Genomic DNA, 12,161 nt, shown 5'->3' on the forward strand with positions numbered 1-12,161 from the left:
GTCACCGCTCCGCCGCGGCGGGTCCGGGCCGCGCGTGCGGGGTGTGCCGGGGGCGCCGGGCCCACCGGACGGCGGGTGGTGCCGCCAGTCCGGTCAGCGCGAACACGGCTCCGACGACATACCAGCCGGGGCGGCCCCAGGTGATGCGGAGCGCGATGAGCAGTCCTGGTCCGAGGGCCTCGGCGAGTCCGGCACCCAGGCCGAACACGCCCAGGTACTGGCCGGTGGCATGCCGGGGGCGAGCGCGAAGGACGCCTCGAAGCGGGCGGCGCGGTGCCACTGCGGCGATGAGCGTGGCCGCGGCGGCCCGAGCCGGCAGGCCCGCGGCCAGTGAGATCAGCGAACAGGCGACGAGGAACGCCACGCCCGCCCGGCGGTAGGCGTGTGCGCCGGCCGCGGGGGAGGTGACACCGCGCCCGGCCCGCACCCGGACCAGCGGCTGAGCGTCTGCACCGCCGAGGCGGGCTCCAGCTCCGAAGAGGCGCTCCGGCTGCTGGCCGCGTGGACACGGCAGCCCGATCCCGCGCACGGGCAGCGCGCGGACCACCGGTGCTTCGACCATGAACGTTCGCCGGGCGGTCGAGCGACATTGTGGTAGGTGACCGCGCTCGGGATCATGGAGGGATGAGCGAGATCATCTTGATGTCGGATCCACGGGTAGCAGCCGTCCCCGTGCACGAGTGCGGTGAGCCGCTGGTCGATGTCCGGAAGGACCCACTCCTTGTGGACTTACGGAAACAGGACGACTCGAACGCCTTCTTCTACCTGCGGGAAGGCGTGCTGAAGCGTCTGCTGCAGGCACAAGCGCACTTGCCGGCCGGCCTGCGGCTCCTGGTGGTCGAGGGCTATCGTCCATTGGCATTGCAGCGGCGCTACTTCGAGAGATACGCGGCCGGATTGCGCGCGGAGCAGCCTGGATGGACCGACGAGCAGATTCGGTCGGCGGCGAGCCGTTTCGTGTCGCCACCGGAGATCGCGCCGCACAGCGCGGGCGCGGCGGTGGATCTTACGCTCGTGGATGCGGACGGCCGTGAGCTGGATCTGGGTACGCCTGTGAACGCGACTCCGGAGGAGAGCGCCGGCGCCTGCTACACCGACGCTGCCGGGATCAGCGCGCAGGCGCGCGTTCACCGGGAGATCCTGGGGCGCGCGCTGACGGCCGTGGGCCTGGTGAACTACCCGACGGAATGGTGGCACTGGTCGTTCGGCGACCGCTACTGGGCGTTCGCCACTGGAGCGGCAAGCGCCTGCTACGGACCGAGCCGCACGACGTCCACGGATGGCGCGCTCGGCTGAACCGCGGTAGCCCGTCACCCTGTAGCGGTGAGGGTCGTGCGCCCCAGCGGATATCCTTCTCGCTGCGACTACGGGCACGGTGCCCCGGCGGCCGGTCAGGGGAGGATCGAGTCGATGTACCCGCCGTCGACCCGCAGCGCGCCGCCGGTCGTCGCCGACGCCTGCTCGGAGCTGAGGTAGACGACCATGTGGGCGATCTCCTCGGGCTCGATCAGCCGCTGGAGCAGGGACTGCGGGCGGTGCCGGCGCATGAACTCGCGCTGTGCCTCGTCCCAGGGCAGCTCCCGGTCCACCAGCTCGTACACGAAGTCCTCGACCCCGCCGGTGTGGGTGGGCCCCGCGATGACCGAGTTCACCGTCACGCCCGTGCCCGCGGCCTTCTTGGCGAAGCCCCGGCTCACCGCCAGCAGGGCGGTCTTCGACATCCCGTAGTGGATCATCTCCGCGGGGATCACCACCGCCGAGTCGCTCGCCACGTACTGGATCCGGCCCCAGCCCCGCTCGGTCATGCCCGGCAGGTACTGCCGGGTCAGCCGTACGGCGGCGAGGACGTTCACCTCGAAGTACCGCCGCCACTCCGCGTCGGTGATCTCCAGGGGGTCGGCGGCACCGAAGACACCGAGGTTGTTGACCAGGATGTCCACCCGCGGCAGCAGCCCGGCCACCCGGGCCGCGCCCTCGTCGGTGGTGACATCGGCGGCCACCGGCACCGGCTCGGCACCGGGCACCTCCCGCACCAGCGCCTCCACGCTCTCGGTCACCCGCCGCTCGTCGCGGCCGTTGACGCCCACCCGGGCTCCGGCCCGGGCCAGCGCGACGGCGATGGCGGCACCGATGCCCTGCGTCGAGCCGGTGACCAGTGCGGTACGTCCACTCAGATCGATACGCATGAGGACACGGGTTCCCCTCGGCCCGTCGGCCTACCGTGCCGCAGCGACGAGCCTGCCGCCGCCGGAACGACCGGGAGCCGTAAGAGAACCGTCAAAGACCTGGGTGAAGCCGTAAGGGAAGCGTCAACGAGCGGTCGGATCCGGCCAGAGAGGCGCTTTCCTCGTACTCGTCCGTTTCCACCGCACCTCACTCCAGGAGTTCGCGATGGCCGATCCGGCCTTCGTCGTCACCGTGCTCGCCGCCTTCACGCTGGTGGCTCTCGTCGCCAAGGGGGTGACCAAGCTGTGACCGCCGAGAACGTCGTCGGCCTGGTCGTGGCCGTCGCCCTGCTGGGCTACCTCGTCCTCGCCCTGATCTTCCCGGAGAGGTTCTGAGCGCGCACATGGGTCCCGTACTGGCCGGCGTGCTCCAGCTGCTCGCCCTGATCGGCGCGCTGGCGCTCGTCCACATCCCCTTCGGCACCTACATGGCCCGGGTCTACTCCTCGAGGAAGCACCTGCGGGTGGAGAGGTGGATCTACCGGGGCATCGGCGCCGACCCCGACGCCGAGATGGCCTGGCCCGCGTATCTGCGCGGTGTGCTGGCCTTCTCGCTCGCCGGGGTCCTCTTCCTCTATCTGCTCCAGCGGCTCCAGGGCGTCCTGCCCGGCTCGCTCGGCTTCTCCTCGGTGAGTCCGGCGCAGTCGTTCAACACGGCCGTCTCCTTCGTGACGAACACCAACTGGCAGTCGTACGCCGGCGAGCAGACCATGGGCCATGTCGTGCAGACCGCCGGGCTGGCCGTGCAGAACTTCGTGTCGGCCGCCGTGGGCATGGCGGTGGCGGTCGCGCTGGTGCGCGGCTTCGCCCGGTCGCGCTCCGGTGGACTGGGCAACTTCTGGGCCGACCTGGTCCGCGGCACCCTGCGGATCCTGGTGCCCGTCGCGGCGCTCGCCGCCGTGGTGCTGGTGGCGTGCGGCGCGCTGCAGAACTTCTCCGGCATCCACGAGGTCGGGCAGTTCACGGGCGGCGGGCAGCAGTGGGGCGGCGGCGCCTACGCCTCCCAGGAGGCCATCAAGGAGCTGGGCACCAACGGCGGCGGCGTCGCCAACGCCAACAGCGCACATCCGTTCGAGAACCCGACCCCGTTCACCAACCTGCTGGAGATCTTCCTCATCCTGGTGATCCCCTTCTCGCTGACCCGCACCTTCGGCGTGCTGGTCGGCAGCGTGCGGCAGGGGTACGCGATCCTCGGCACGATGGCCGGCATCTGGCTGACCTTCACCGCGCTGATGTCGGGGGCCGAGTTCGCCCACCACGGCCCGGCGCTCCAGGCCGCGGGCGCGGCGATGGAGGGCAAGGAGGTCCGCTTCGGCGTCGGCGGCTCGTCGGTCTTCGCGGTGGCGACCACCCTCACGTCGACCGGTGCGGTGGACTCCTTCCACTCCTCCTTCACGGGCCTGGGCGGCGGCATCACGATGCTCGGCATGATGCTGGGCGAGATCGCGCCCGGCGGTGTCGGCTCCGGCCTGTACGGCATGCTGATCATGGCGGTGATCGCGGTGTTCATCGCCGGCCTGATGGTCGGCCGTACCCCCGAGTACCTGGGCAAGAAGATCGGCGCCCGGGAGATGAAACTCGCCGCCTGCTACCTCCTCGTCACCCCGGCCCTGGTCCTGGTGTTCACCGCGGCCTCCCTCGTCCTGCCGACCCCGCCGCACTCGATGCTCAACCCGGGCGCGCACGGCTTCTCCGAGGTCCTGTACGCCTTCACCTCGGCGGCGAACAACAACGGCTCGGCCTTCGCCGGCCTGAACGCGAACACCGACTGGTTCAACACCACGACCGGACTCGCCATGCTGCTCGGCCGTTTCCTGCCGATGGTGTTCGTGCTGGCCCTCGCCGGCTCGCTCGCCGGGCAGCGGCCCGTCCCGGTGACGGCGGGCACCCTGCGCACCGGGAAACCGCTGTTCACCGGCCTGCTGGCGGGCGCGATCCTGATCATCACCGGTCTCACCTACTTCCCGGCCCTGGCACTGGGACCGCTCGCGGAGGGCCTCGCGTGACGAGCACCGACGCACCCAGGCGAACCCACGTGCCCGAGCGAACCGACGTACCCAAGCAAGAGGACCCGATGTCCACTCCCACGCTCGCGCCCCACCAGGACGCGCCGCCGGAACACCGGACGGCCGAGGGCCGCGTCGGGGCCGGCTTCTTCGACCCCGGACAACTCCTCGGATCGCTGCCGGACGCCTTCCGCAAACTCGACCCGCGGGTGATGGTCAAGTCCCCCGTGATGTTCGTGGTGTGGATCGGCTCGGTGCTGACCGCGGTCTTCTCGTTCCGGGACCCCGGCGACTGGTTCGGCTGGACCATCAGCGGCTGGCTGTGGCTGACCGTGATCTTCGCCAACCTGGCGGAGGCGGTCGCCGAGGGCCGGGGCAAGGCCCAGGCCGACACCCTGCGCAGGGCCAGGACCGGCACCGTGGCGCGCCGGCTGCTCGCGGACGGCTCCGAGGAGCGGGTTCCGGGCACCGGGCTGACCGTCGGTGACCTCGTGGTCTGCGAGGCCGGCGACGTCATCCCCGGCGACGGGGACGTGGTGGAGGGCGTCGCGTCCGTGGACGAGTCGGCCGTCACCGGCGAGTCCGCGCCGGTCATCCGCGAGTCCGGCGGCGACCGCAGCGCGGTCACGGGCGGTACGAAGGTGCTGTCGGACCGGATCGTCGTCCGGATCACGACCCGGCCCGGGGAGACCTTCATCGACCGGATGATCAGCCTCGTGGAGGGCGCGGCCCGGCAGAGGACGCCGAACGAGATCGCCCTGAACATCCTGCTGGCCTCGCTGACCGTCGTGTTCCTGCTGGCCTGCGCCACCCTGCCGGCGTTCGCCGGCCACGCCGGCGCCCACCTGACCCTGGTGGTGCTGGTGGCCCTGCTGGTCTGCCTGATCCCGACCACCATCGGCGCCCTGCTCTCCGCGATCGGCATCGCGGGCATGGACCGCCTGGTGCAGCGCAATGTGCTGGCCATGTCGGGGCGTGCGGTCGAGGCCGCCGGCGACGTCTCCACGCTCCTGCTCGACAAGACCGGCACCATCACCCTCGGCGACCGGCGGGCCGCCGAGTTCGTGCCGGTGCGCGGTACGACCCAGGCCGAGGTCGCCGACGCCGCCCAGCTGTCGTCGCTGGCCGACGAGACGCCCGAGGGCCGCTCCGTCGTCGTCCTGGCGAAGGAGAGGTACGGGCTGCGCGAACGGCACCAGGGCGACATCACCGGCGCCGAGTGGGTCGCCTTCACCGCCCAGACCCGCATGTCCGGCGTGGACGTCGACGGCCGCCGGATCCGCAAGGGCGCCGCCGCCTCGGTCATCGCCTGGGTGCGGGAGCGGGGCGGCACGGTCGCCGAGGACGCGGACCGGATCGCCGGCCGGATCTCCGCGGCCGGCGGCACCCCGCTGCTGGTCGCGGTGGAGGACGCCGACGGCGCCCGCGTGCTCGGCGTCGTCCACCTCAAGGACGTCGTCAAGGAGGGCATGCGGGAGCGGTTCGGGGAACTGCGCCGCATGGGCATCAGAACGGTCATGATCACGGGCGACAACCCGCTGACCGCCAGGGCCATCGCCGAGGAGGCGGGCGTGGACGACTTCCTCGCCGAGGCCACCCCCGAGGACAAGATGGCCCTCATCAAGAGGGAGCAGGCCGGCGGCAGGCTGGTCGCGATGACCGGCGACGGCACCAACGACGCGCCGGCCCTCGCCCAGGCGGACGTCGGCGTGGCCATGAACACCGGCACGTCGGCCGCCAAGGAGGCCGGCAACATGGTCGACCTCGACTCGGACCCGACCAAGCTGATCGAGATCGTGGGGATCGGCAAGCAACTCCTCATCACCCGGGGCGCGTTGACGACGTTCTCCATCGCCAACGACGTGGCGAAGTACTTCGCGATCATCCCGGCGCTGTTCGCGGCGGTCCACCCGGGCCTGGACAGGCTGAACATCATGCACCTGTCCTCGCCCGACTCCGCCATCCTGTCGGCGGTCGTCTTCAACGCGCTGATCATCGTGGCGCTGGTGCCGCTGTCCCTGAAAGGGGTGCGGTACCGGCCGATGAGCGCGGACCGGATGCTGCGCCGCAACCTCGGGATCTACGGCGTCGGCGGCCTGATCGCGCCGTTCGCCGGCATCAAGCTCATCGACCTGCTCGTCTCGCTGATCCCCGGGATCGGGTGAAGGACATGAAGAACTCCTCTTGTGTGAACACCGGTCGGCTGCTGGTCGCGGGCCTGCGCGCGTTGCTGGTGCTGACCGTGCTCACAGGCGTCCTGTATCCGCTGGCCGTCACAGGTGTGGCCCAGGCGCTCTTTCCCGGCGCGGCGAACGGCTCCCGGACCGAGGCGGACGGCAAGGTCGTCGGCTCGTCCCTGATCGGACAACAGGGCTACAGCCTCCGGTACTTCCAGCCACGCCCCGCCCGCGGACTGGCCGAGAACTCGGTCAACACCCGGTACCGGCTGCTCGTGTCCGGGGCGACCAACCTCGCCGCCGACAACGAGGAACTGCTCCGGCAGGTGGAGGACGCCAAGGCCAGGGTCGTCCGGGACAACTCGGTGCCCGGCCATTCGGTCAGCCCCGCGGACGTCCCCGCCGACGCCGTCACCTCCTCCGGCTCCGGCCTGGACCCGGACATCTCCCCGGCCTACGCCGCGCTCCAGGTGCGCCGGGTCGCCGCGGAGAACCACCTGCCCCTCGCCGGGGTACGCAAGCTGGTCGAGGACCACACCGAGGGCCGCACCCTGGGATTCATCGGCGAACCCCGGGTGAACGTCCTGGAGTTGAACATCGCGCTCAAGGACCTCGCGGCCGGGCGGTGACGGCCTCGCGCGCCCCGCACGTCAGCGTCGTGACGGCCTCCGGATCCGCCGCTACGGCGTCGCCGGAGCCGCTCGTCAGCCGCCCGTCCCCCCGTCACGCTCGCGTGCCCGGCGGCGCGCGGGCCGTGGCCGGACACGGTCCAGGACGGCACCGGCACCCGTCACCACGGCGACGGTCAGCATGACGGCCGACCAGATCCTCGGCGCGCCGGAACCGCGGACCGTCTGACGGCCGAACCAGGCGAGGGCGGCGCACGTGACGAGTCCGCTGCCGAGGGTGCGCAGCCGCGGGTTCATCCGGTTCCCGACGAGGCGTGCGGGGTGTGACCGGGGGCGCACCCAGTCCACGGGCGGGACACCGGGGCCGTGCCGTCCGAGGCCGCCGGGGCGCGGGCTACCGGCTCCGCGCCCACCAGGCCGGTGAGACGCTCAACGACCAGAGGTCACCGCGCTGGTGGAGCTCCGGGTCGTGGACGTCGTGATCACCGTCGCCGTAGGGGTCGGGATCGTCGATGACGAAGACCCGGACCCCCGACTCGGGGACGCGGTAGCGGTGGACGTGGTCCGAGAGGTCGTCGGGTTCGAGCGTGCACCCGAGGGCCAGCATCCTGGCCCGTACGTCCGCGAACCGGGCACGGGGCGTGAACGCGCCGTAGGCCTCCGCCAGGGCCGGCGGCACCCCCCGTCCGAGGATCAGCCGGTGCGCCTGCACGCTGATCCCGAAACACGACAGGGGTCCGCCGTCCGCCGAGAAGGAGACCTCCACCAGCCCGTAGTCCCGGCGCAGCAGCCCATGGCCGGGATCGTCCAGACAGTCCGCCCCCAACGCCGCCCGCCAGTCATCGGGACCGGATCCGATCCCCACCCCGAGAACCTCGCCGCGCGCGGCCACCTGAGCGTAGAAGTCCAGACCGGACAGCGGCCGGCCGCCACGGCCGGGGAGCCGGAGGCCCGTCGTCACGGGGCCAGTTCCGTCCGGGGATCCATGGCCCAGTGACGGGCCCGGATCACCCGGCCCGCGAAGTCCACGTCGGTCTCCCCCCGGAAGCTGAAGCCGACGGACCGGCAGATGCCGTTCGACGCCGCGTTGCCGACCGCCGGGAACGCGTGCACCACTCCCCAGCGGTCCTGGTCCCGGGCCTCCTCCAGGAGCGCCCGGACGGCACGCTTGCCCAGTCCGCGCCCCTGGAACTCCGGCAGCACCATCCACCCGATCTCGGAGAGCGGCCCGTCACCGGTGTCGTGGGACCAGAGGGTCACCGTGCCCGCCACCTCGCCGGGACGGCCCGGGTCGGGAACGATCATCCTGATCCACGCCAGTCCGGCCGCCGCCTCCCGGACGTCCCGCCCGACCTTGTCCGCCATCCCCTCGCGGGGCAGCGGCCCGCCCAGGCCGGCCATCATCACCGGATCGCACCGCATCCGGACATAGGCATCGACATCGTCCGGTGACACATCGCGCAACTCCACGGGCCCCTCCTCCGCCGTACCGGCATCGTCCCATGTGCCGTCGGTGCCGCCGCACGCGGTCACGGACCGGTGAGCACGGCGAGCCGGCCGGTGGCCCGGGTCATGGCGACGTAGCGGTCCACCGCGCCCTGGACACCGGTGCCGAAGCGGTCCGGGTCGACGAGGACGACCAGGTCGAACTCGAGCCCCTTCGTCAGTTCCGGGGGCAGCGAACGGACGCGGGACGTCCCCGGGAACGTGGGGTCGCCGATGACGCAGGCGATCCCCTCGGTGTGCGTGGCGAGCCAGGTGTCCACGAGCGAGCGCAGGTCCGCGACGGACCCGTGGACGACGGGAACCCCGCTGCGGCGCACGGACACCGGCACATTGGCGTCGGGCAGGGCGGCCCGGATCACCGGCTCGGCCTCCGCCATGACCTCCTGCGGAGTCCGGTAGTTCACGCTCAGGGAGGCCAGCCGGATCCGGTCGAACCCGACCCGTTCGAGCCGCTCCCGCCACGACTCCGTGAACCCGTGCCTGGCCTGCGCCCGGTCCCCGACGACGGTGAAGCTCCGGGACGGGCACCGCAGGAGCAGCATCTGCCACTCCGCGTCGGTCAGTTCCTGTGCCTCGTCCACGACGATGTGCGCGAACGGCCCGGCGAGCAGATCGGGGTCGGGGGCGGGTACTTCGGCCTCGTCCACCAGGCTGACCTGCGCGTCCTCGCCGCGCAACATCCTCACCAGGCCCTCGCCCTCGTCGCCGTCGGCCCCGGAGTCCGCCACCGCCGCGATCAGGTTGTCGACGACCCGCGTCATGCGCTCCCGCTGTGCCGCGAGCACCGCCACGCGCCGACGCTCGCGCCGCGCCGCCTCCGGGTCGCCGAGCCGCTGCCGGGCCGCGTCCAGCAGCGGCAGGTCCGACACCGTCCACGCCCGGGGGTCCGCGCGCTGCAACCGCCGGACCTCGTCCCGGTCCAGCCAGGGCGCGCACAGCCGCAGATAGGCGGGTACCGTCCACAGGTCCCCGACCAGGTCGGCCGCCTCCAGCAGCGGCCACGCCCGGTCGAGGGCCGCGAGCAGCTCCCGGTTCGCCCGCAGCGCCCTGCGCAGCAACTCGGGCGGGGCATCGCCCTCGTGCTTGTCCTGAAGGATCGTCAGCAGCTCCTCCAGGACCTGCTCGCGGGCCTCGTTGTGCGGCGTACCCGGCTCCGCGGCGTCGAACGCCGCCGCCCAGTCGTCGGCGCCCAGGTGGATGTCCGACCACGGGGTGGAGACCGTCATCCCCTCGGCGGGCGGCTCCTCGTAGAACCTGACGGCCGCCTCGATGGCCCGCACCATCCGCGCGGACGACTTGAGCCGGGCCACCTCGGGGTCGGCCTCGGCCACCGCGTCCGCCCCCTCGGCGACCAGGTCCCGCAGCGTGCAGGTCTGCACACCCTCCTCGCCGAGGCTGGGCAGCACGTCGGAGACGTAGGACAGGTACGGCCGGTGCGGGCCGACGAAGAGCACCCCGCCGCGGCGGTGGCCGAGCCGCGGGTCGGCGTACAGGAGGTAGGCGGAGCGGTGCAGCGCGACGACCGTCTTGCCGGTGCCCGGGCCGCCGTCCACGACGAGCGCGCCCCGGGAGCCCGCCCGGATGACGGCGTCCTGGTCGGCCTGGATGGTGCCGAGCACATCCCGCATCCGCGCCGAACGGCTCCCGCCCAGACCGGCGATGAACGCGGACTGGTCGTCCAGCGCGGCGTGCCCGGCCAGCCCCTCGGCGGTGAACACCTCGTCCCAGTAGTCGCCGATCCGGCCGTTCGTCCAGCGGTACCTGCGGCGGCTCGCCAGCCCCATCGGGTGGGCGTGGGTGGCGCCGAAGAACGGTTCGGCGGCGGGGGAGCGCCAGTCGACCAGCAGCCGCCGGCCCGTGCGGTCGGTGAGGCCGAGCCGTCCGACGTACACGGGCTCGGGATCGCCGGCGGCGACCATGCGACCCAGGCACAGGTCCAGACCGAAGCGGCGCAGCGCGCGCAGCCGGGCGGTCAGCCGGTGGATCTCCGCGTCCCGGTCCATGGCCTGCCGGCCGGTGCCGCCGGGCGCCCGTCGTTCGGCGTCGAGACGGCCGGACAGTTCGGCGATCGACTCCTCGAGACACTCCGCTATCGCCGCGAAGTGCCGTTCGTCGTCGGCGATCAGTGCCGGGTCGGCCTTGGCGGACAGCCGGTCGGGGAGGTCGAAGGCGCTGGTGGTCAGGTGGGGTGTCATGTCGTTGTCTCCGATGGGGCCGCGGGTGCGGCCGGGTAGGGGGCCGGGTCGCAAGGTGCTGTCAGCCGGGGGTGCGGGTGCCGAGCAGCAGCCGTGCCGCCACCGACGCCCCGTCGGTCCGGATCCGGCCGGCCACGGCGGTCGCCCGAGACCGGGCCCCGGGGGCGAGCGCCGTACGGAGCGCGGCCGACAGCGACGCGACCGTGGGGGCGGGGCCGTCGTGGGCCGCGCCGATGCCCAGGCCGGCGACCCGGCCCGCCCAGTACGGCTGGTCCGCCGCCTGGGCCACCACCACCTGGGCCGCTCCGGCCCGGGCGGCCGTCGTCGTGGTACCGGCGCCGCCGTGGTGCACGACGGCGGCCACCCGGGGGAACAGCGCCTGCTGGTTGACCTCGCCGGCCTCGAAGCAGTCGTCGCGGCCGGCGCCGCAGGACAGCTCCGCCCAGCCGCGCGCCAGGATCACACGGCGGCCCTGCGCGCGGACCGCCTCGACGGCGACCTGCGCCATGTCCGCCGCCGCGTGCAGGGGCATGCTGCCGAAGCCCACGTACACCGGCGGCGGGCCGGCGTCGAGGAACGCCACCAGATCGGCGGGGAGCGGGCGCGTGTCGGGCAGGATCCACGCGCCGGTCTGTACGACGTCGAAGTCCGCCGTCCCGTGCCACGGGTCCAGGTACGGATCGCTCGCCAGCCAGGGCCGGTCGCCGATGACGTAGCCGCGGACGTCGTCCACCGGTGGCAGGCCGAGGGACGCCCGGTGGGTGTTGAGCGCCTCGCGGAACAGGGCATTGACGTTCTGGGCGTCCAGCTCCCACAGCGCCTTGGGGTCGGTCACCTCCGGCGGGAGGGGCCGGCCGGGGTACGCCAGCGGGCGGCGGTGCGGCGCGGGCAGGGTGAGCTGCTGGAAGGTGACGGACACCGCGGGGACGCCCAGCTTCTCGGCCACCGACAGCGCGCCCGCGGCGGCGGGCAGCGCGCCGGTCGCCACCATCACGTCGCAGCCCTCGGCCGCCTCGGTGAGCGGCCCGAGCTGTCCGGCGATCAGCCGGGCCGCGCGCTCCGGCAGGGACGAGGGCGCGGGCGCCGCCCGCGTCAGCGCGCGGGCCGACGGGCCGACCGGCACCAGCGGTACGCCGGCCTCCGCCAGCCGCCGCTGGAAATCCTCGTCGGGCGGCGCGCACACCCGCACCTGAGCGCCCTGTTCACGCAACCGGAGCGCGAGCCCCGCCAGCGGTTCCACGTCTCCCCGCGACCCATAGGTCGACAACACCACACGCACTTCGCAGAACTCCCGTTTCGGCGGCTTCCCGGCTCAGGCCGACGATTCTGCGGTACGACGGGGGCCTTGCCGCAAGGCCCCCTGTGCGCTATAAGTTGAGAGTGGCAAGGAGTGGCTGACCTCCTTGCCTTTGTCTTTCTCTCC

12 protein-coding genes are annotated in these 12,161 nt (G+C 72.8%); 5 read left to right on the forward strand and 7 right to left on the reverse strand.

Translation table 11 applies throughout. The annotated features are described in order from the left end of the window. Nucleotide 1: 1 nt before the first annotated feature. Complete coding sequence (locus tag AB0E62_RS27625) at nucleotides 2-562, reverse strand: hypothetical protein (RefSeq protein ID WP_362199331.1); 561 nt, start codon at nucleotides 560-562, stop codon at nucleotides 2-4. 62 nt (nucleotides 563-624) lie between these two features. Between AB0E62_RS27625 and AB0E62_RS27630 the strand changes: the two genes are divergently transcribed. Continuing rightward, on the forward strand, nucleotides 625-1,296 hold the full coding sequence (locus AB0E62_RS27630) for a M15 family metallopeptidase (RefSeq protein ID WP_362199334.1): 672 nt from the start codon (nucleotides 625-627) through the stop codon (nucleotides 1,294-1,296). 95 nt (nucleotides 1,297-1,391) lie between these two features. On the opposite strand, the gene AB0E62_RS27635 is transcribed toward AB0E62_RS27630, so the two are convergent. Beyond that, on the reverse strand, nucleotides 1,392-2,186 hold the full coding sequence (locus tag AB0E62_RS27635; protein ID WP_362199337.1) for an SDR family oxidoreductase: 795 nt from the start codon (nucleotides 2,184-2,186) through the stop codon (nucleotides 1,392-1,394). A 285-nt stretch (nucleotides 2,187-2,471) separates the two neighbouring features. On the opposite strand from AB0E62_RS27635, the gene kdpF reads away from it, so the two are divergent. The 4 genes from kdpF to AB0E62_RS27655 all read left to right on the forward strand — a co-directional run bounded on the left by kdpF (nucleotide 2,472) and on the right by AB0E62_RS27655 (nucleotide 7,037). Continuing rightward, nucleotides 2,472-2,561: a K(+)-transporting ATPase subunit F gene (gene kdpF / locus AB0E62_RS27640; RefSeq protein ID WP_009326374.1), complete on the forward strand. Its 90-nt coding sequence runs from the start codon at nucleotides 2,472-2,474 to the stop codon at nucleotides 2,559-2,561. 8 nt (nucleotides 2,562-2,569) lie between these two features. Beyond that, entirely contained in the window at nucleotides 2,570-4,231 is a 1,662-nt protein-coding gene (gene kdpA / locus AB0E62_RS27645; protein WP_362199340.1) for a potassium-transporting ATPase subunit KdpA, read from the forward strand. A gap of 68 nt (nucleotides 4,232-4,299) precedes the next feature. Next, nucleotides 4,300-6,396 carry a potassium-transporting ATPase subunit KdpB gene (gene kdpB, locus AB0E62_RS27650; protein WP_362199343.1) on the forward strand — a complete coding sequence of 699 codons (2,097 nt, stop codon included), beginning with the start codon at nucleotides 4,300-4,302 and terminating at the stop codon, nucleotides 6,394-6,396. Nucleotides 6,397-6,401: 5 nt separating this feature from the next. Continuing rightward, nucleotides 6,402-7,037 carry a potassium-transporting ATPase subunit C gene (locus AB0E62_RS27655; RefSeq protein WP_362199346.1) on the forward strand — a complete coding sequence of 212 codons (636 nt, stop codon included), beginning with the start codon at nucleotides 6,402-6,404 and terminating at the stop codon, nucleotides 7,035-7,037. A gap of 75 nt (nucleotides 7,038-7,112) precedes the next feature. Here the strand turns inward: AB0E62_RS27655 and AB0E62_RS27660 are convergent, their stop codons facing one another. The 5 genes from AB0E62_RS27660 to AB0E62_RS27680 form a co-directional block, all read right to left on the reverse strand. Next, entirely contained in the window at nucleotides 7,113-7,334 is a 222-nt protein-coding gene (locus tag AB0E62_RS27660) for a hypothetical protein (RefSeq protein ID WP_362199349.1), read from the reverse strand. A 97-nt stretch (nucleotides 7,335-7,431) separates the two neighbouring features. Further along, complete coding sequence (locus tag AB0E62_RS27665; protein WP_362199352.1) at nucleotides 7,432-7,998, reverse strand: hypothetical protein; 567 nt, start codon at nucleotides 7,996-7,998, stop codon at nucleotides 7,432-7,434. Next, complete coding sequence (locus tag AB0E62_RS27670) at nucleotides 7,995-8,507, reverse strand: GNAT family N-acetyltransferase (RefSeq protein WP_362199355.1); 513 nt, start codon at nucleotides 8,505-8,507, stop codon at nucleotides 7,995-7,997. The genes AB0E62_RS27665 and AB0E62_RS27670 overlap by 4 nt, the downstream gene beginning before the upstream one ends. Before the next feature lie 59 nt (nucleotides 8,508-8,566). Then, nucleotides 8,567-10,738, reverse strand: coding sequence for an RNA polymerase recycling motor ATPase HelR (gene helR / locus AB0E62_RS27675; RefSeq protein ID WP_362199358.1), 2,172 nt, complete (start codon nucleotides 10,736-10,738; stop codon nucleotides 8,567-8,569). Between the two features lie 61 nt (nucleotides 10,739-10,799). Next, the gene (locus AB0E62_RS27680; RefSeq protein WP_362199361.1) at nucleotides 10,800-12,017 is read right to left on the reverse strand and encodes a glycosyltransferase; all 1,218 of its coding nucleotides are present in this window, start codon (nucleotides 12,015-12,017) and stop codon (nucleotides 10,800-10,802) included. Between the last annotated feature and the right edge of the window lie 144 nt (nucleotides 12,018-12,161).

Source organism: Streptomyces sp. NPDC038707 (assembly GCF_040636485.1).
Classification (GTDB): Bacteria; Actinomycetota; Actinomycetes; order Streptomycetales; family Streptomycetaceae; genus Streptomyces.